A 20,034-nucleotide genomic window follows, 5' to 3' on the forward strand; every position below is an offset into this window, starting at 1 on the left:
TACAATTAACGGTGCTTCTTTATAATCTATTGTTGATTGAAGCTCATAAAAGAGAGTATGGGACATTAAAATTTTCCATTGGTCTTGAATGTTTGGGTGGTTAATCAACTAGCACTATGGGTATCTTATATATACGTTTCATCCCCGTCTCCTTTTCCCAAAACCGTTTTCATGACGCAACAACATTCCAGACATATTCCAAACACATTCTATCATATAATTATTATAATGAGAAGTTAATCGACTGCTGAATTACACAAATTTTGGACACATTTATTTTTACTATTAACCTCTAGAGAGATCATCACTATTTGCGATTATTAATAAAGTGAACTACCATACTTTTTATAGCAAACTCTTAGTAGTCCGAGAGTAAACAAAAAAACCCTAAGAACATAAGTCCCTAGGGTTCAATCATCATCATTAGAATTATTTAAGAGTTACTGAAGCTCCAACTTCTTCTAATTGAGCTTTCAATGCTTCTGCATCGTCTTTGTTTAAGCCAGCTTTAACGATTCCAGGTGCGCCATCAACTAAAGCTTTAGCTTCTTTCAAGCCAAGACCAGTTGCTTCACGAACAACTTTGATAACTTTAATTTTTGAGTCGCCAGCAGAAGTTAATTCTACGTCGAAATCAGTTTTTTCTTCAGCTGCTTCAGCTGCGCCACCTGCTACTACTGCTACAGGAGCTGCTGCTGTTACGCCAAATTCTTCTTCGATTGCTTTTACTAATTCGTTTAATTCTAATACAGTTGCTTCTTTGATATCAGCAATGATTTGTTCTACGTTTAATGCCATTTTGTTTTTCCTCCATTTAAGGTAATTTTTTTGTTAGCTAGCTAGTAAATAGGAAAACCTGTTTATGCTGCTGTTTCTTTTTGATCTGCAACAGCTTTGAAAGCCAATGCTGTATTGCGGACTGGTGCTTGTAGTACAGATAGTAACATAGATAGTAAGCCTTCGCGGTTTGGTAGTTTTGCAAGTTCTTCGATAGCTTCTTTTGAAGATACTTTGCCTTCAACCACACCTGCTTTAATTTCTAAAGCATCTGCTTTTTTGGCAAAATCTGCTAAGATTTTAGCTGGCGCTACTACATCTTCATTACTGAATGCAACTGCAGATGGTCCTTTAAAAATGTCATCCATTCCTTCTAGGCCTGCTGCTTGTGCTGCACGTGACAAAATGCTGTTTTTTACAACGGCAAATTGAACGCCTGCTTCACGCAATTGGTTACGTAAGTCAGTTACTTGTTCAACCGTTAATCCTAGATAATCCACAACTACAACAGATGCTGCATTTTTGAATTGTTCAGTCACTAGATTAACTTGTTCTTGTTTCTTTGCAATGATTACTTCGCTCATTCCTTGATTCACCTCCTGATTATTCGGTCATAGAGAATTTTTGTCTTAGCTTAGGCTAAAAAAGAAAATTCTCTATGTCGACACAGACATAGAGAATAAAAGTTAGACTTGTATCTCCCTCGGTAGGTTGATTAAGGCGCTAGCCCCCTACTGTCTTCGGTCGCATTTTCAACTAGGACTAATTGTACTGAATACTCTTAGTATAGTCAAGTATTATTTTATTATAGAGATGAAAGTTCTACTTTCACGCCAGGTCCAAATGTTGTTGTAACTGAAATGTTACGGATATATTGACCTTTAACTGTTGAAGGTTTTACACGTAATAGTGTTTCATGAATTGTTTTCATGTTTTCAACTAGTTTTTCATCTGAAAAAGATACTTTTCCGATTGGTACGTGGATGTTTCCAACACGGTCAACACGGTAAGTTACTTTACCAGCTTTGATTTCTTCGATAGCTTTGGTTACGTCCATAGTAACTGTACCTGTTTTAGGGTTTGGCATTAAGCCTTTAGGTCCTAAGACACGTCCTAGACGACCAACTTCACCCATCATGTCAGGTGTTGCTACGATAACGTCAAAGTCAAACCAGCCACCTTGGATTTTTTGAGCTAATTCTGAATCGCCAACATAGTCTGCTCCTGCAGCTTCTGCTTCTTTAGCTTTTTCACCTTTAGCAAATACCAATACACGTTGCGTTTTACCAGTACCATTTGGTAGGACTACTGCTCCACGTAATTGTTGGTCAGCTTTCTTAGGGTCTACTCCTAAACGGTATGCAACTTCTACAGATGCATCGAATTTTGCGAAGTCTGTTTCTTTTGCTAATGCAATTGCTTCAGCAACTGGATATGCTTTAGTTGAATCAACTTTTTTAGCGGCTTCTAAATATTGTTTACTTTTCTTTGCCATAATAATTTCCTCCTATTGTGTGGTTTTAGCGGTTCTACCTCCCACTGAAGTCCATAGAGCGGATACTCTTTTCTAGAACGGACTTCTCTGGAAGCTGCCTTGGTTTTTAGCCTTCGATAACAAATCCCATTGAACGGGCTGTACCTTCGACCATGCGCATAGCAGCTTCTACGTCTGCTGCATTCAAATCTGGTGCTTTTAATTCAGCGATTTCTTGTACTTGTTGACGAGTTACGGTTGCAACTTTTTTCTTGTTAGGTTCGCCTGAACCTTTTTCAACTTTAGCAGCTTTTTTCAACAATACTGCTGCTGGTGGTGTTTTTGTGATGAAATCGAATGAACGATCTTCATAAACAGAGATTACTACTGGGATGATTAATCCAGCTTGGTCTGCTGTACGAGCGTTAAACTCTTTCGTAAAACCCATGATGTTGATTTGAGCTTGACCTAATGCAGGTCCAACTGGTGGTGCAGGAGTTGCTTTACCTGCTGGGATTTGTAACTTTACAATTTTTACAACTTTTTTAGCCACGAGACATACCTCCTTGATTGTTCCGCGCGTGGTTTAATGGAGATGAAGATTTCTCCTCCCACTTTGTTACTGTGCCTATTAAGCACCATGACAGTTTACCAGAATTCTATCTGGACTGCAAGTGATTTTTATTAATAAGTATCGTCTTCTTTAACTTGGATGAAATCTAGCTCAGCAATAGTTTCACGACCAAACATTTCAATGATAACTTTTAGTTTTTGTTTCTCTTGGTCCACTTCGCTGACCTTACCAGACATGCCATCAAAGGCACCTTCTGTGATAATAACGTAGTCGCCAACTTCTACATGAATGTCAGAAACCACTTTTTCTTGAACGCCCATGCGTTTTAAAATGACTTCAATTTCTTCTGGTAATAATGGCGATGGTTTTGAACCAGCTCCATGAGATCCAATAAAACCTGTTACACCAGGTGTGTTACGAACAATGTACCATGCTTGGTCTGACATAATCATCTCAATCAAGACATATCCTGGGAATGTTTTATGCACGGCTGTTTTTGACTTGCCGTCCTTTACTTCGACTTCCTCTTCTTCTGGCACGATGACACGAAAAATATTATCTTCCATCCCCATGCTGACTACCCGTGATTCAATATTGGTCTTAACTTTGTTCTCATAACCTGAATAGGTGTGTAAAACATACCATTGTTTGCCATAATCTGCTGAATCCATTTGCTTCCTCCTTCAATATATTTTGACTTACTCCTCTGTACATTACGCCATAATAAAAAACCTTCCAATGAGAAAGGTTTTCTTTTATTGATTTCAGTATACCACCATAGTCTTTAAATGACTATCTATTTTAATAAGGTATTTACCAAAGCGCCAATTCCATAGTCAACAGCTGCAAAGAAAATCACGGATACAATCACCGTAGCAACTACAGTTGTTGTATAGCGGTTTACTTCTTTACCAGTTGGCCAAGTGACAAGTTTCATTTCTTCTACTACACTAGCTAAAAATTTCATTCTATAAATCTCCTTGCTTTTTCTTTATTTGGTTTCACGATGTAGGGTCATTTTCCCGCAATATTTACAAAACTTTTTTAATTCTAAGCGTTCAACGCGTTGGTGTTGTCCTAAGGTGATAGTGTAGTTCCGTGAACCACAAGTTGAACAGGCTAACGCTGCTTTTTTTTGAGCCATTTTTCCACTACTTTCTATTTACTGACGATTTTCATTCTATACATATTTCATCATAGAGATTTAAGCGTCTCTTGTCAACAGTTTCTAGTAAATCAATTTATTTACGAGCTAAATAGAGGCTAGGTAAAAAGACCGGTATATTATGCTAACTTAACAAAAGAGACTCCCGATGGGGTTGTCAGAAATCACGGTGCAAAGCATAGCTGACGCACAGTAGCTGTTTCGGCTTCAGCCGATTACAGATACGTAGGCAGCTAAGCCGTGAGACCAAGGCTCACGGCGGTGCCACCGTTTTGATTTCTGACAACCCCATCGGGAGTCTCTTTTGTGATTTAGAAATAGATTTTATTGATACGCCTTTTTACCCAGTCCCTATTAGCCTTTGCCTATCACAGTCGCTACTAGTAATAAAATAATCTGCAAACTATGAAGTAAGACAAGGTTTTTAATGGCTAAAACGAAGGTGGTCGACTTTTCTTGTTTGGCTTGGAAGGTTTTGATGTTTTTTTGTATCATTGGGAAAAGTAACCATGTTGCTAACATGAGCCATGGACTAATTCTTAACAAGACTGCCAAGGTAATGGCTAGAAAGGCCGTATAATAAAGCCATTGATAGAGTAACAAAGCTCTTTCTTTAGTAATGTAGTAAACCAAAGTATAGCGATGATTACTAATATCTGTTTCTAAATCGCAAATATTGTTGCTGAGCATAATATTGGCAATGGTGCAGACCAAAGGCAGAGCCTGTAGAAATACCTTAGCCAGAAAAACAAGGTCAACCGCACCTGTCAGAATGCCGTTATGGTAAAAAATAGCGGCCGTTGTTTCAATTGGAACATTAATATAGACCATAATCCCAAAGATACCCAATCCCATAGTAAAGCCAGATAAAATCTCTCCTAAAGGCATTCTTGAAATTGGAATAGGTCCGAATGTATAAAAGAGACCGATAAAAAAGCAAGCAAGTCCTACTAGTAAGAGCAAGAGATTAGTACGATAAACTAAAACTAGCCCAATCAAAGCAGATAAAGTTACCATTCCAATTAAAATAGAGAAAGCTAATCTAACAGAAATTCCATCTCGCCCTAAAACGTTCTCTTCCTTTTTGTAGGTAAGGTTTTTAGCCTTGATATAATCCATGGTGTTGTTCATAACTGTTGTTGCCATATCAAAACTCAGCATAGCAACAAAAAATAAGCCAGTATTAATCCAATTGAAGGATTGATAATAGTAAGCACAGTAAGCTAGAGCCACTAAAAAAGGAAACAGACTAGCGATCTTGGTTTTGATTTCTACTAATTCTAAAAATGATGATAAAGTCATAAGATAAAACTCCTGATTTTTAATTTTTTAAGGTGAAAGCATCATTCGTTAAGGTAAAGGTATCCTTGATGTCATCAGTCAAATAAACACCATTTTCTTTGGTAACGATAATACCAGATACATTGCTTTCTTTATTGAGATAGGCTAAGCCAGCTTCTAATCCTAGAGAAAAAACTGTTGTTGATAGAGCATCCCCTCTGGTTGAATTATTGACAATAATGGAAACTCCTGCAATATCGTTATCATAAGGGTACCCCGTTTTGGGATTCAGTATGTGATGGTAGGTTTTGCCATCCACTTCTAGATAGCGCTCATAGATACCTGAAGTAACTAAGCTCATATCTTTTTCAAGGATAGCTCCTATAGTTGTCCCTCTCACTTGGAAAGGGTCTTGAATACCAACGTTCCAAGCAACACCATCCCTAGCAGGCGAACCGCCCATAACCACAATATTTCCACCTAAGTCAATCACTGCGGTTGAGATATTGTTTTCCTTAAACAAGGCCCAAATCTTATCAGCAATATAACCTTTAGCAATCCCACCAAGGTCAAGCTTCATCCCTTTTACTGGTAGATAAACCGTAGAGTCTACCTCATTGACTTCTACCTTAGAGTAGTCTACCAAAGGCAAGGTTTGGTCAATCTCTTCTTGAGATGGCTTTCTTGCATCATCGAATCCTATTCGCCATAAATTCACCAAAGGTCCTACTGTAATATCAAAACTCCCTTGAGACTCTTTGCTATAGAGCAGACCATCTTGGATTAATTGGAAAATCTCTGGACTAACCTTAACTGGCGCTATGCCTGAAGAATCATTGACCTGATCAACTTCAGAGCCAGCTTGATTAACAGTAATTCTCGCTTCTAAGTCCTTAACCATCTGAAAGGCTTGATCAATAATTTCTTCTGTATCTTCATGATATACCTGTAAAGAAATAACCGTTCCTAAAAGAAATTCTGTCTTTTTAACTGGGCTTAAGATGACCTTTCTTTCCGAACTGGCACGATTGCCACACGCTGTCAAAAGGAAGCCTAGTAGTACTGTTACTACCAACATACTGATGAGCTTTGTTTTTTTCATAGTCTAACTCCTTAAACGTTTTGTCGTCTACCAGTATAATCAATTTCCATAAAAAAGAACAGACTAAGTTCAACACTCAGTCTGTTCGCTATAAAATATTTAAATCAAAGATTATTCAGCTGGTACTTCAACTTTGATAGTTGTTGTATCGCCTTTTTTAGCTGCTTCAATTAATTTTTCAGCGTATTCAACAAATGATTCGTGAGAATGAGTTGCTCCAGTTACTACTTCTACTTTAGCTGGGTCTTGTGAAGTTACAAGGCCTTCGTTGTAAGCTTTGAAGTATTGTTCTGGTCCAACGCCGTTTGTTTTAGCTGCCATGCTTTCTTGGTAAGCTTTGTCAGCTGATTTGCGTTCACCTTTATCGTTGAAGTTATCGTAGTCAGATTCAGTAATCTTACCATCTTTAACGGTGATAACAAATTTAGTTGCCCAACCACGTTTGTCAGCGTTTGTTTCTAATGTGTATGTTCCGTCTACTAATTTGTCAGTTGTTGCTTCTGTGCTTGTTGAAGTTGCTTCTGATGATGAAGATGCTACTTCTGAAGTTGACGCTGCTTCTGATGAAGATGAAGCTTTGTCAGCACCGTTTCCACACGCTACTAAAACAAATGTTGAAGCTAAAAGAACTGTTGCTACAGATAATTTTTTCTTTAATTCCATTATTATACCCATCCTTCTATTTTTTTTGAGACAAGTCTCATATAATTTTTTCACATACATATCATACCTATTTCTAGCTCATTTGTCTAGCCTTTTTGTGAAATAAAACAAAAGTTTTTGAGAGATGAATACTTCTTTAAAAAGTCTATTTATCCCTTTTTGTTCTATAATAAGTTCTAGTCTCTATGAATCTTTGTGAAAAATCCTTAAAATTTCCGTTCTAACAATTGCTTGGTTAGTTGTGCCAATTGGTCACGACTTGTACATGGTGGCAGCTCTTCTATTTGGTTGAGTGCTTTTTTGGTATACAACTCAGCTAGAGATTTAGCTTTTTCAACGCCACCGTGTTTTATGACTAATTTTTGTACTTTTAACAAGTCTTTGTCGCTAAGACTAGCTTTCTTTTCTAACAATTTGATAAGCGGGCCAGGCTGACTTTGTAAAGCGTATATCAGAGGCGCCGAATAGACCCCTTGTCGCACATCTTCTAGAACTGGTTTACCTAGATTTTGGCTAGATTCAGTGTAGTCCAAGATATCGTCTAATAATTGAAAGGCCATACCAATATTGTAACCAATCCGCTTAGAACGAATAGCAATACCCTTTGTTTCTTTGGGGTCTGCGTAGTAAGCTCCAGAATAACAACTTAGAGAAAACAACTCGGCCGTCTTCCCCTCAATCTGGTTAAGGTAATCTTGGATAGATATATCTATCCCATACCGGCGTTTCATCTGCATTAGTTCACCATCAACAACCTTTTCCATGCCATTGACCGGACGTTTAATCCCCGTCAAATCATCGACATAGTCTGCCAAGAGGTTATAGCAAACTGTCAAAAGATAATCCCCAGCATAGATAGCTACCCGATTGCCAAATTGTGCATTCAAAGTCGCATGTCCTCGCCTTGAATCTGAGTCATCAATGACATCATCATGCATTAAAGTTGCCAGATGAAGAAACTCTAGCGATGCCGTAATAGCATAAACTTTTTTTAAGTCTCTTTCTTCTTGAAAACCAGAAAAGAGCAAGGAAAAGGCTGGTCGCAACATTTTTCCTCCGTCTTCTATCATGGTTATGATGGCTTGTTTCACATCACTATTGGACAATTGGATAGCATCAAGCATAATCTGCTTGACCGCTTCTAATTCACTTTTTAATTGAGGGTAATCATCCCACATTACATGAACAGACACTAGATTTACTCCTTTATATTTCTTGAATGGGAAACTCTTTGAATTGTTGCCTAAACATAATTTGTTGAAAAAAAGGTGACAACGAGTGCCACCTTCATCATAATTGTTTATTTATTGGACCTAGAGTCGAATCCGTATATGTTCTTAGACTCTCCGTACCACCATTTTCCTGCAACTTTTTGGAACCATGGAATAATGTAGTAGTCTAATCCGAAAGCACGTCCTGAACCGTTCATTAAGGCGATGGCAACTGGTACAAACCACATATTCACCCAGTAGAACATACCGGACAATACGAAAGTTCCTACTAAACCAATCGTAACTGCATTAACAATCCATGTTAGGAAACCAGCCATAATGGCTAAACCAATAGCTAATTCAACTAGGGTCATCACTTTTTGCATTAGATAAGCTACTTCAACGTTTGGCACCATGATTTTCATGATAGCTTCAAACCAACCTGGCATTTTTGATAGAACCATCATCGGCTCTTCACCATAGGTATAGTTAAAGGCAAAGGCTGGTGCTTTAGCAACTTCTTCAACAACAGCAGATGCACCTGTCGTTGGGTCTTGTAGCCATTCAAATGGGAAGGCTAAGTGCTCCCCAAAGAACCAACTTTCTGCTCCCCAAATACCAAAGAGTTTCTTAATTCCTTCGATAGTCCACATTCCACCATAGAAAAGACGAAGTGGCAATGACCATAAAACATTTCCATAACGAGACAGGTGTCCACGGAAGATATTACGGCGGTTTTTAATATGGAAAAACTCATGCATGACATATTGAATTGCATAATACATAGAGAAAATCTCTAAGAAATATTTGATGTTGACGATATGTTTCATCAGCATAGCAAAGAATCCACTTAGGTGGTATTTATTCATTAGGAAAGCTACGCCATAATGAGAGCCGATTGAAACCATGAAACCATCATATTTCCCTTTATAAGGAACAGCTTGTGTGTTTTCGATTTTAGCCGTAATATTCTTAGCAGCTGTTGCTCCAGTTTGTTCTGCCGCTTGTACAATTTGTGGGTTTGGGTTATTTTCTTTGTCTGGTTCTTCGTAGTAAGCTAAGTCACCGATAACGAAGATGTCTTCTTGGCCATCAACTTGCATAAATTCATTAACGGCAATACGTCCAGCACGAGCTGTTTTAAAGCCGAAAACTTCTGATTCAGTGTTGGCTTTGACACCAGCTGTCCAGAACAAGGAGTAGGTTGGAATCACAGTACCGTCAGCCAAGGTAATTGAGCTTGCTTTAACTTCTTTAATTCCGTTACCCTTGATTAGGTTGATGCCACGTTTTTCCATGAACTTCACTGCTTTAAGGGCATCTTTTTGTTCAAGCATATTCAAAATGGTGCTGACTGCCTCGATAATGTAAAGAGAGAATTCATCTTTGTTTAAGTTGTATTGTTTAGCTAGAACTGGAATCCAATCCATAATCTCTCCAACCAACTCAACCCCTGTAAATCCTGCACCACAAACTGTGAAGGTTAATAGGGCTTTACGTTTGACAACATCATGTTCTTTGGCAGCACGTTCCACACAAGAAATAATGTGGTCACGCATGATGACAGCATCCTCCATTGACCATAAGGTGAACCCATGTTGCTTCACACCCGGAACCCCGAAGTCATTAGCTTCTCCCCCCATACCGATGACTAAATAATCATATGGGAAACTTGCGTGAGCTGTTGTAACAACTTTTTTATCTTTGTCTAGTCCAACAACAGAATCGGTTACTAGGTTGACATTTTTTGAATGTGCAAACAATTTTTGTAAGTCATATTGGATGGCTTCTGGTTCAACTCGTCCTCCAGCAACTTCCTGCAATTCTGTCATATATGTTAAGTATGGATTGCGGTCAATAAGCGTGATGACTATATCTTTGTTCTTCTTAAAATGACGTGACAAGTGTTTGGCAGCAGATACCCCTGCAAAGCCAGCGCCAACAATAACAATATTTTTTTCTATCATTCTCCTACTCCTTTTTAATTTCTATGTGAAATAAGTGCATAAAATAATACGATTTTGCTTGTTAATTATAGTACACATATTGTGATTTGTCTATGTGAAAAGCCTTTTTTGAGCAAATGCTTTTTAAAAATATTTCTGATGCTTGCTAATGTGTTTTGTTCATGCCTCTAAAAAATAGCTCTTTGCTGAATTAAAAACTTAGCTTGTATCACTAGTGTTCCATAAAAAATTTAAGAATTTTGCTAGATTCTTCTAAAAACATTTATGTGATATTAGTGTCAAAAATCCTCTTTCAAATTTAACTAGCTAGTTAAAAAAGGGGGTCTGGGCGAAAAGTCTGTAATAAAATAATAGTCATTCTAAATCATAAAAGAGTTCCCCAGACATCTATCAGAAATGAGAACGGTGGCACCGCCGTGAGCCTTGGTCTCACTGGCTTAGCTGTCTACGTGGCTGTAATCGGCTGAAGCCGAAACACCCACTGTGCGTCAGCTATGCTTTACACCGCTATTTCGGATAGATGTCTGGGGAACTCTTTTATTTGGTTACCTTTTGGACTTTTTGCCCAGCTCCTTTTGTGACTTGAGCTAGACCAGTAGAGATTTACAGGAATAAACTCTGTGATCCTCGATGTATCATAACTGGGTATAAGCTAAGTTATGTCAACCCCTATGCTAAATAACAAAACAGATCTACGTAATAGTAAACTATTTATTTTTTGTTTCTTCTATACTTAAAATATCCTCCTATAGAAAATCCTATAAATAAAATTATCAGAACTATTTTATTTCGCTCGTTAACAATCATATCACCCTTTCCAATAAAAAACGATAACATGATATAAAACATAGTCATGCCACCAATAATTGAAAAAGAATCTGTTAAAGCTTGTCCCAAAGAACTTGAACTTTTTTTCATTGTATTCGACTCCCTTACACTGGTTATTATTTTTATATTTTGTTTTTTAAAAACTGTAATATAAATAAACGCTGCTGCAGCAAATATAATTAACGCAGGCATGGTTATTGCCAATAAAATTCCCACTACAATTAAAGTTGTTTTAGAAAAAAATCTTAAAAATTTTAATTCCACAGTATCCTCTTTCAGTTTATCAGTCACTTGTTTATCCCCCTTTAACATATAGTCTAAGGAAATATCATACAGCTCGCTTAGATCAATTAAACTAGAAATATCTGGAATACTTTTTCCAACTTCCCAACTAGAAACTGTTTGTCTAGTTACGTTTAATCTATCCGCTATTTCTTGTTGGGTCAGCCCTAATTCATTCCTTTTTTCTCTTAAAATTTCGTTAAGCATAGCTACGACATCTTCCTTTACTATAAAATAAAATATATTAATGACTATTACTAGCAACTCTTAAATGCATTATAAAAATGTACAAAGTCACATTAAAATTGCTTTACTATGTTTAACTATATCACGTAGCATTCAATTTTCATCACTTTAGTCCTATGTAATGTAATAAAAAAGCAGGTGTCTTTGATTGCCAAAACTAATAACGATAAAAAATTTTTTTCTATTTTTAAGATAGCTTATATTTATTAAAATACCTAGCAATTATCAATTGCAGTTATAAAAATACATAGGCAATTTCAATTTGCTCTTGCTTTTATAACATTTACTCATCAGTGTTGTATTAAACTATCCACCTATTCCATGACAAAAAATCTTTATATTAGTACTCGGATGATTTATCCAAGGCCAATATAAAGGTACAATGTAAGAAGTCAACCCTTGTTAGAAACCCGAGAAATATGTCCAAATAACGGTGCAAAGCATAGCTGTCTACGTGGCTGTAATCGGCTAAAGCCGATTACAGCCACGTAGACAGCTATGCCAGTGAGACCTAGGCTCACGGCGGTGCCACCGTTCTCATTTCTGAACACTTTTTCCGCAAAACTCTTTTGTGGTTTAGAATTTCAGAACGGAAAGTTAACTTGACATACAGGGGTTGGTAGTCTTATAATGAAGCAAATAAGGAAAGTTGACTTTCCATTAAAAAGGGGGAATATTGTGAGAAACCGTTTAGAAGAGTTGCGTAAGCGAAAAGGAATTAAACAAGAAGAGTTGGCTGTCGTACTTGAGGTATCTCGTCAGACAATTGGTTCCCTAGAAAACGGACGGTATAACCCCTCTATTCTACTTGCCTTTAAGATTGCCCGATATTTTGATTTGACCATTGAGGATATTTTCTTATATGAGGAGGAGACAACATGAAAGAGAAAGTACAAGTGATTGAGTTGAGTAGCGGATTGGTTATCCTAATAGGAGGACTAGTCACTTACTGGTTTGGATGGCATGAAAATTTACCCATACCACGTCCTGATTTGCTAGTCTATGGAACAACATTAATTGGCACCTTACTGATTATTCTAAGCTTTCAATTTTTCAAACCTTCAAAAGAACAAACTATCTTAGAAAATGACGAACGAAATATTGCTATTACTAATGCGTCATTGGCGACTGGTTTTGCGGTCATGACCACTCTATTAGTCTTAGTTTTGTTTGCCTTAATCTTTATGGGCTATATGAATAAAGTTGTGTTCTTTTCAATTGTAGTCGTTATTTTTATTGGGCAAGCTACCTGGATGTTAACTGCTCGTTATTTGGAAAGACGTATGTAAACCAGGCATTTATTAAACAAAGAGCCTCTAGGGCAGAAGCTAAAATCACGGTATCTAACACAAGTAGTTGCACCATTTTGATTTTAGTCGCTGCCTTAGAGGCTCGATTTTTGTTTATGAACACAATTTATTTACTCATCCATTGGTTTATTTTGCTGCGAAAAATAGAAGCCTAATGTTTTAACATGGCTAATCAAGTAGTTGGCCGTTATCCCAATAGCCACCCCAGAAAAAATCCCTACGATAGACATAGCAGGTAAATAGAGGAAGACCGTCCATGACTGCGCAATTTGACTTGCTACAAAGAGTTGTCCTAGATTATGCAAAATTCCACCTGTTGCGCTGACACCAATCATCGATACCCGTTTAGGACCCAGTTGTTTGACCAAATACATACCCACAAAACTAAAAAGCGCCCCCATGCCACTATATAAAATGGTCGAAAAGGTGCCACCTAACAATGTAGTCAGTAAGGTACGCATAACAATAACCGCCAAAACCTCTTTGACAGACAAGGTATAAAGGGCAATAACAGTGATAATATTGGCTAAACCGAGCTTTGCCCCAGGTGCAAAAGCAAATGGGACAGGAATCGCCTGCTCTAACAACCCAAGAATAATTCCCTGCGCTGCTAGTAAAGCAATAAATAAAAGTCGTTGTGTAGAAGTTTGTTTCTTCATTAGATAAGCTCCAATTTTCTATGTCAAAATTTTATCAGTAAACACTTCAGTCAAAATATCATACCATAATTTCCATCCAAAATCTGGAAAATCTTATATAAAAAGGAATTGAGCAAAAAAGTCAGAAAGAATAAAATAACGTTCTAAATCACAAAAGAGTTTGCGGAAAAGATTCAGAAACGAAAACGGTGGCACCGCCGTGAGCCTTGGTCTCACGACTTAGCTGTCTACGTATCTGTAAGAGGCTGGGCAAAAAGTCCAGGCGCTATACAAACAAAAGAGTTTGGCGAAAATCTTATTAGAAATAACGGTGTAAAGCATAGCTGGCGCACAGTGGATGTTTCGGCTTTAGCCGATTACAGCCACGTAGGCAGCTAAGCCAGTGAGACCTAGGATCACGGCGGTGCCACCGTTCTCATTTCTGATAAGATTTTCGCAAAACTCTTTTGTGATTTAAAAATAAATATTAGTCATTATGGACTTTTTACCCAGCCCCAACAACTACTGAGCATCAGCTATGGCTATACACCGTCACTTCTGAATCTTTTTCCGCAAACTCTTTTGCTTTATTAATTAGAGAGATTTTTACCCATACCTTTTGTCATAATTGAATAGGATTACCCTTTATGAGCCGCTTTGACAAATCCGTCAAAGATACTTTGTGGACGATTTGGACGGGAGACAAATTCTGGGTGGAATTGACAAGCCACGAAGAAAGGATGCTCTGGTATTTCGATGATTTCCATCAAACGATTGTCTGGGGAAGTTCCTGAGAAGACAAAACCTTTTTCTTCCAAGGCTTGGCGGTATTCCGTGTTGAATTCATAGCGGTGGCGGTGTCTTTCGTGAACAAGGTCTTGACCGTACAAGGCCTGTGCCACGCTACCTGGTTTCAATTGACAAGGATAGAGACCCAAACGAAGTGTGCCACCGAGTTTGTCAACATTTTGCTGGTCTGCCATCAAATCGATAATATTGTGCTTAGCTTCTGGATTTTCCTCCGTTGAATCTGCACCTTCTAAGCCCACAACATTACGAGCGTACTCGATACATGCTAGCTGCATACCTAAACAAATTCCAAAGAAAGGTACATTGTTTTCACGAGCATATTTGATGGCTGCAATCTTACCTTCAATCCCACGGTTACCAAATCCACCTGGCACTAGGATACCATCGGCTTGCCCTAAACGTTCAGCTACATTTTCATCCGAAATATCTTCTGCTTGAACCCAATCAATGTCAATATCGGTATTGTGTTTAAACCCAGCATGTTTCAAGGATTCCACTACAGATAGATAAGCATCTGGTAAAGCGACATACTTCCCAACAATAGCAATCTTTGTTTTTTCTTTCAGGTTCAAGACGGTTGTTTCTAGTTCTTTCCAAGCCGTCATATCTGCGGCAGGAAGATCAGTATAGCCAAAATGTTTGCAGACGATATCATCCATACCTTGAGCTTGTAGGTTCAAAGGAATTGAGTAGAGTGTTTCCACGTCACGTGATTCAATAACCGCATCTGCATCCACATCACAGAAGCTTGCTAGCTTTTGGCGAATGCCTTCTGGTAATTCTTGTTCCGTACGAACCACCAAAATATTTGGTTGAATCCCTAAACTACGTAACTCTTTCACACTGTGTTGAGTTGGTTTGGTTTTCATTTCACCAGCTGCTTTTAAATAAGGCAGTAAAGTTGTGTGAATATATAAAACATTTTCAGCACCAACATCTGATTTCATCTGTCTCAAAGCTTCTAGGAATGGTAAAGATTCAATATCCCCAACAGTTCCCCCAACTTCAGTAATCACGATGTCAGAATCGGTTGTTTCCCCTGCACGCATAATCTTCTCTTTAATTTCATTAGTAATATGAGGAATAACTTGAACGGTCGCCCCAAGGTAGTCCCCTTTTCTTTCCTTACGAATAACTTCAGAGTAGACTTTACCAGTAGTGACGTTAGAATATTGATTTAGATTAATATCAATAAAACGCTCGTAGTGCCCTAGGTCTAGGTCAGTTTCTGTACCATCATCCGTTACAAAAACTTCTCCATGTTGGTAAGGACTCATAGTTCCTGGGTCAACGTTAATATATGGGTCGAATTTTTGAATGGTAATTTTTAACCCTCTATTTTTTAATAGTCGCCCTAGTGATGCTGCCACAATTCCTTTACCGATCGATGACACAACGCCACCTGTTACAAAAATATACTTTGTCATTTATCTGCTCCTTTTCCATATTAGGTAATAAAAATATAAAACCCCCATTCCGAATAACTCGAAAAGGGGGAGCTAGTTATAGGTTCCTTATGCATCCTGTCCGTCATTTGATAGTAAATGACTTAGGGAGCCCAATTAAGATAATACTAGGCTGAGGGAGTTTCGTCAAGGATGTTTGCTTGAAAAGTGTCATTATGCTTCTCCAAATGGTTAGCTGTGTTATACTAGACACTGATTGTTACATAGTTACTTGTCAAATATTTCTAGAGAAATGAGGCGTTTATTTGGGAACTCTTGTTAATACGGCTAGCATTATTGTTGGCTCACTCTTGGGCTTAGTCATCCACAAAGGCTTGGCACCACGGTTCAACGATATGATTATGAAAGGAATCGCTCTTTGCATTCTAGTCATTGGAATTGAAGGTAGCCTTAATAGTCAGAACATGATTATTGTCATTATTTCCATCGTCATCGGTGGTATTATCGGCGAAGCATTGCAATTGGATAAACTCTTAATCCAGTTAGCCAATCATCTTCAAGGTATTGTGGCTAAAAATAATCCCGAATCAACCTTTGCTCAAGGGTTTATGTCAGCTACCATGCTATTTTGTATTGGCGCTATGGCAATTGTAGGATCACTACAAAGTGGCCTAGCAAACGACAATCAGATGCTTTATACAAAGTCTATCTTAGATGGGATTACTGCTCTTATATTGGCCAGCAGCCATGGCATCGGGGTTGCTTTTTCTGCCCTGGCCGTTTTAGTTTACCAAGGCACCTTAACCCTGTCAGCTTCTTTTTTGGCCCCCTTCTTAAGCCAAGTAACCATTACTGAAATGTCCACAGTCGGTTCTGTCCTACTAATCGGCCTAGGCTTCAATCTGTTAGAAATGACCCAATTAAAGGTCACAAACTATATCCCTGCTATCTTCCTACCAATCATATTGATTCCACTGGGGCAATTTTTGGGATTACTATGATTAGTTTGCGGTAGAGAAATATAACCTGATAGTCCTAAACTTACAAGGGGCTGGGCTAAAAGTCCAAATGGTAACCAAATAAAAGTGTTCCCCAGAAATTTATCCTTATAGGACGGTGTTAAGCATAGCTGACGCACAGTGGATGTTTCGGCTTTAGCCGATTTACAGCCACGTAGACAGCTAAGCCGGTGAGACCAAGGCTTTCGGCGGTGCCACCGTTCTCATTTCGGATAAATTTCTGGGGAACTCTTTTATGATTTAGAATTTTTTTATTTTATCACAGACTTTTTGCCCAGCCCCTTCATACAGAGAATCGAAAACAAAGTTACCCCAAGCTATTTTCGGCACATAAAAATCCCCTTAGACTAAGTATCTAAGGGGATTTAGTTTTAAATTTTCAAGAAACGTCTGACGGAGAACATAGAACCGAATGAGCCAATCACGATTCCGATAGCTGCCAATATCAAGGACAGTTGGATTAGGAAAGGATTAGGGTTCAATAGGGTCAAACTAGATGTTGCTAGGAAGTTTGATGCGTTTCCGTATACAGAAAGATAGACAAGCCACAAGAGAATAATCGGCACAATCGAACCTAACAATCCGATAATACCGCCCTCTAAGAAGAAAGGCCAACGAATATAAGAATCTTTGGCACCAACCAGTTTCATAATCTCAATTTCAGTACGACGAGCATAAATGGTTGAGCGGATGGTATTGGAAATTAAGAATACAGCAATTAAAAGCAAACCAGCAATAATAACAATCCCAATATTTCTAATTGTTCCGATAGTTGCAAACAGTTTGTCAGCTTGAGCACCACCATAGTTTACCTTAGCCACATAGGTTATTTTTTCAATAGCTTCTGCAACGGGTTTTGTGGTATCTGGGCTAGTTGTGCTCACTTCAAAGGTATCATAAAGAGGGTTTCCATCATCTTTAAAGAGTTCGAATTCTTGAGCAAAACTCTTAGTGATATCATCTAATTCTTGATCTCTACTACGGAAAGTCACGCTTGCGACATTATCCAATCCCTCAATCGTTGTTTTTAGCTCATCCTGTTTAGCTTGGTCAGCTGCCAAATCGATATAAACACGCACATTGACATCATTTTCAATCTCGGTCGCTATTTGGTTGACGTTGAATAGAATTGCAATAAAAAATCCAACTAAGACTAGCGTCATGGATACGGCACTAATCGCACCGAAACTCATTAACCCATTACGAAATAGGCTTTTGAAGGCGTCACGTATATGACGAGAAAAGGTTCTAATCTTCATATCCGTACTCTCCTTCCTGTTGGTCACGGACGATACGGCCGTTTTCGATAGCAATAACACGGTGCTTCATCTCATTAACGATGTGGCTGTTGTGTGTTGCCATTAAAACAGTTGTTCCTTGAGCATTAATTTGTTGGAGAATTTCCATAATTTCCATGGAAGTGTCTGGATCCAGGTTACCAGTCGGTTCATCGGCGATAAGGACTCCGGGTGTGTTAACAATTGCTCGTGCAATAGCTACCCGTTGTTGTTCCCCACCAGATAACTCATTGGGAAACATACGAACTTTGTGTTTTAAGCCTACCAATTCAAGCACTTCATTGACACGACGTTCGATTTCTTTTGGTCCTTTTTCAATAACTTCCATTGCATAGGCAATATTTTCAAATACCGTCAACCGTGGTAGAAGTTTAAAGTCTTGGAAGACCACCCCTACATAACGGCGTAAAAATGGAATATCTCGATGTTTAATTTTCATCAAATCATATTTTCCAACCTTAATTCGTCCTGAGCTAGCTTGTTCTTCACGATACATCATCTTGATAAAGGTTGATTTCCCAGCACCAGATGGGCCTACGATATAGACAAATTCCCCGCTATCGATTTGAACAGACAGGTTATTGATCGCCGTAATGCCATTAGGATACTTTTTGGATACGTTCATCATTTCAATCATTATTTCACCTTACTTTGCTTTTAAATTTTCTTACTTAAGAATGGTTACATCTATGGACTATATGCCCATAATACTCTGACAATTATAGCATGACTTTGAGGAATTACCATTGAAATCATATTACAATGCTATGTCATTCCTTAAGCAAGGCCTTATTCCATCTCTTGATTACTTGAATCTTGTAAGGTCCATTTGAGATAGGCATCCATGAACGGGTCCAAATCACCATCCATAACAGCAGAGATATTTCCTGTTTCATAGTCTGACCTTAAGTCTTTCACCAAGGAATATGGGTGGAAAACATAGTTACGGATTTGTGAACCCCAAGCAATCTCTTTTTGTTCGCCACGGATTTCAGCTAGCTCTTGAGCTTTTTTCTCTTCTTCTAGTTGATAAAGCTTGGATTTCAACATACTCATAGCTTGATCTTTGTTCTTAAATTGAGACCGTTGCGCCTGACTTTGGGTTACGATGCCAGTTGGGATATGGGTAATCCGCACCGCTGAAGAAGTTTTATTGATGTGCTGCCCACCCGCTCCACTGGCACGGTAAACGTCAATCTTTAGGTCGTCTGGATTAATCTCTATATCAACATCCCCTTGAATTTCAGGCATGACATCCGCCGAACAAAAAGACGTATGACGTTTCCCAGCAGCATCAAATGGTGAAATTCTTACCAGACGGTGCACCCCTTTTTCCGCCTTCAAATAGCCGTAAGCATTGAGCCCTTCAATTAATAAGGTAACTGATTTGATACCTGCTTCTTCCCCATCTTGATAATCAAGGATCTGAACTTTGTAGTTGTGCTTTTCTGCCCATCTGGTATACATTCTCATCAGCATAGAGCCCCAGTCCTGTGACTCTGTACCGCCAGCTCCGGGGTGGAGTTCTAAAATAGCGTTCTCCTTGTCGTGAGGGCCGCTAAGTAGCATGCTTAATTCATACTGGTTCAGGTCTTTTTCTAAACTCTGTAACTGCTCCACTAAATCCTGATGAATCTCTTCATCCGGTTCTTCTTTAAGCATATCAAATAGGAGTTCCAATTCTTCATAAGCTACTTCAAGCTGATGAAAGGTATCGTAGACTGCTTTTAATTCATTGCTCTTTTGGATGACCACTTGTGCTGATTCATTATTGTCCCAAAAACCCGGTTCAGCCATTTCTTGATCTAGACTAGCGATGTCTTGTTCTAGCTTATCTAGGTCAAAGAGACCCCCTATAAGAGTTTATTTGTTGCTGCATTTTTTCTAGTGTGTTTCTAATTTCACTGATTTCCATGACTTACCTCCATAGTTTTTACTGATTGTCTAGATGAAGAATGAGGCTGTCTCTTCTAGCCACACGGG

Annotated in this window: 21 protein-coding genes, 1 pseudogene and 1 other annotated feature; of the genes and pseudogenes, 4 read left to right on the plus strand and 18 right to left on the minus strand. The window is 38.4% G+C overall.

All coding sequences use genetic code 11. The features are described 5' to 3' along the window. A pseudogene (locus NPA36_RS06805) lies at positions 1-104 on the plus strand (IS982 family transposase); the annotation flags it as partial. Between the two features lie 325 nt (positions 105-429). On the opposite strand, the gene rplL reads toward NPA36_RS06805, so the two are convergent. The 13 genes from rplL to NPA36_RS06870 all read right to left on the minus strand — a co-directional run bounded on the left by rplL (position 430) and on the right by NPA36_RS06870 (position 11,531). Beyond that, positions 430-798: a 50S ribosomal protein L7/L12 gene (gene rplL, locus NPA36_RS06810; RefSeq protein ID WP_256945370.1), complete on the minus strand. Its 369-nt coding sequence runs from the start codon at positions 796-798 to the stop codon at positions 430-432. A 62-nt stretch (positions 799-860) separates the two neighbouring features. Further along, the gene (gene rplJ / locus NPA36_RS06815; RefSeq protein WP_256945371.1) at positions 861-1,361 is read right to left on the minus strand and encodes a 50S ribosomal protein L10; all 501 of its coding nucleotides are present in this window, start codon (positions 1,359-1,361) and stop codon (positions 861-863) included. Positions 1,362-1,415: 54 nt separating this feature from the next. Next, positions 1,416-1,539: a sequence feature (ribosomal protein L10 leader region), on the minus strand. Positions 1,540-1,582: 43 nt separating this feature from the next. Beyond that, positions 1,583-2,272: a 50S ribosomal protein L1 gene (gene rplA, locus NPA36_RS06820; protein ID WP_256945372.1), complete on the minus strand. Its 690-nt coding sequence runs from the start codon at positions 2,270-2,272 to the stop codon at positions 1,583-1,585. Between the two features lie 106 nt (positions 2,273-2,378). After that, positions 2,379-2,804: a 50S ribosomal protein L11 gene (gene rplK, locus NPA36_RS06825; protein ID WP_256945373.1), complete on the minus strand. Its 426-nt coding sequence runs from the start codon at positions 2,802-2,804 to the stop codon at positions 2,379-2,381. A 131-nt stretch (positions 2,805-2,935) separates the two neighbouring features. Next, positions 2,936-3,496 carry a transcription termination/antitermination protein NusG gene (nusG, locus tag NPA36_RS06830; protein ID WP_256945374.1) on the minus strand — a complete coding sequence of 187 codons (561 nt, stop codon included), beginning with the start codon at positions 3,494-3,496 and terminating at the stop codon, positions 2,936-2,938. A gap of 125 nt (positions 3,497-3,621) precedes the next feature. Continuing rightward, positions 3,622-3,792: a preprotein translocase subunit SecE gene (gene secE / locus NPA36_RS06835; RefSeq protein WP_256945375.1), complete on the minus strand. Its 171-nt coding sequence runs from the start codon at positions 3,790-3,792 to the stop codon at positions 3,622-3,624. A gap of 24 nt (positions 3,793-3,816) precedes the next feature. Next, on the minus strand, positions 3,817-3,969 hold the full coding sequence (gene rpmG / locus NPA36_RS06840) for a 50S ribosomal protein L33 (RefSeq protein ID WP_256945376.1): 153 nt from the start codon (positions 3,967-3,969) through the stop codon (positions 3,817-3,819). Positions 3,970-4,344: 375 nt separating this feature from the next. Further along, a complete protein-coding gene (gene menA, locus NPA36_RS06845) occupies positions 4,345-5,292 on the minus strand; it encodes a 1,4-dihydroxy-2-naphthoate polyprenyltransferase (RefSeq protein ID WP_256945377.1) in 948 nt (315 codons plus the stop codon). Positions 5,293-5,311: 19 nt separating this feature from the next. Beyond that, entirely contained in the window at positions 5,312-6,373 is a 1,062-nt protein-coding gene (locus NPA36_RS06850) for an FAD:protein FMN transferase (protein ID WP_256945378.1), read from the minus strand. Between the two features lie 111 nt (positions 6,374-6,484). Next, entirely contained in the window at positions 6,485-7,036 is a 552-nt protein-coding gene (locus NPA36_RS06855) for an FMN-binding protein (protein ID WP_256945379.1), read from the minus strand. Between the two features lie 206 nt (positions 7,037-7,242). Beyond that, complete coding sequence (locus NPA36_RS06860; protein WP_256945380.1) at positions 7,243-8,229, minus strand: polyprenyl synthetase family protein; 987 nt, start codon at positions 8,227-8,229, stop codon at positions 7,243-7,245. 107 nt (positions 8,230-8,336) lie between these two features. Continuing rightward, complete coding sequence (locus NPA36_RS06865; protein ID WP_256945381.1) at positions 8,337-10,214, minus strand: NAD(P)/FAD-dependent oxidoreductase; 1,878 nt, start codon at positions 10,212-10,214, stop codon at positions 8,337-8,339. A gap of 711 nt (positions 10,215-10,925) precedes the next feature. Beyond that, on the minus strand, positions 10,926-11,531 hold the full coding sequence (locus NPA36_RS06870; protein ID WP_256945382.1) for a helix-turn-helix transcriptional regulator: 606 nt from the start codon (positions 11,529-11,531) through the stop codon (positions 10,926-10,928). Between the two features lie 717 nt (positions 11,532-12,248). Here NPA36_RS06870 and NPA36_RS06875 point away from each other — a divergent pair. Continuing rightward, complete coding sequence (locus NPA36_RS06875) at positions 12,249-12,452, plus strand: helix-turn-helix transcriptional regulator (protein ID WP_256945383.1); 204 nt, start codon at positions 12,249-12,251, stop codon at positions 12,450-12,452. Then, on the plus strand, positions 12,449-12,859 hold the full coding sequence (locus tag NPA36_RS06880) for a hypothetical protein (RefSeq protein WP_256945384.1): 411 nt from the start codon (positions 12,449-12,451) through the stop codon (positions 12,857-12,859). The genes NPA36_RS06875 and NPA36_RS06880 overlap by 4 nt, the downstream gene beginning before the upstream one ends. 131 nt (positions 12,860-12,990) lie before the next feature. Here NPA36_RS06880 and NPA36_RS06885 read toward each other — a convergent pair whose 3' ends face one another. Further along, on the minus strand, positions 12,991-13,539 hold the full coding sequence (locus NPA36_RS06885; protein ID WP_256945385.1) for a Gx transporter family protein: 549 nt from the start codon (positions 13,537-13,539) through the stop codon (positions 12,991-12,993). A 617-nt stretch (positions 13,540-14,156) separates the two neighbouring features. Further along, entirely contained in the window at positions 14,157-15,755 is a 1,599-nt protein-coding gene (locus NPA36_RS06890) for a CTP synthase (protein WP_256945386.1), read from the minus strand. 284 nt (positions 15,756-16,039) lie between these two features. Between NPA36_RS06890 and NPA36_RS06895 the strand changes: the two genes are divergently transcribed. Then, positions 16,040-16,735, plus strand: coding sequence for a DUF554 domain-containing protein (locus NPA36_RS06895; protein ID WP_256945387.1), 696 nt, complete (start codon positions 16,040-16,042; stop codon positions 16,733-16,735). Between the two features lie 389 nt (positions 16,736-17,124). On the opposite strand, the gene ftsX is transcribed toward NPA36_RS06895, so the two are convergent. From ftsX to prfB, 3 genes are all read right to left on the minus strand, one after another. Further along, on the minus strand, positions 17,125-18,012 hold the full coding sequence (ftsX, locus tag NPA36_RS06900) for a permease-like cell division protein FtsX (RefSeq protein WP_256945388.1): 888 nt from the start codon (positions 18,010-18,012) through the stop codon (positions 17,125-17,127). Continuing rightward, on the minus strand, positions 18,002-18,688 hold the full coding sequence (ftsE, locus tag NPA36_RS06905; RefSeq protein WP_256945389.1) for a cell division ATP-binding protein FtsE: 687 nt from the start codon (positions 18,686-18,688) through the stop codon (positions 18,002-18,004). The genes ftsX and ftsE overlap by 11 nt, the downstream gene beginning before the upstream one ends. A 152-nt stretch (positions 18,689-18,840) precedes the next feature. Then, a protein-coding gene (gene prfB, locus NPA36_RS06910; protein ID WP_407932798.1) for a peptide chain release factor 2 occupies positions 18,841-19,966 on the minus strand; the annotation gives its coding sequence in 2 pieces (ribosomal slippage) (positions 18,841-19,905 and positions 19,907-19,966; 1,125 coding nt in all). Positions 19,967-20,034 lie beyond the last annotated feature (68 nt).

The sequence above is a fragment of the Granulicatella seriolae genome, from assembly GCF_024543085.1.
GTDB classification, from domain to species: Bacteria; Bacillota; Bacilli; order Lactobacillales; family Aerococcaceae; genus Granulicatella; species Granulicatella seriolae.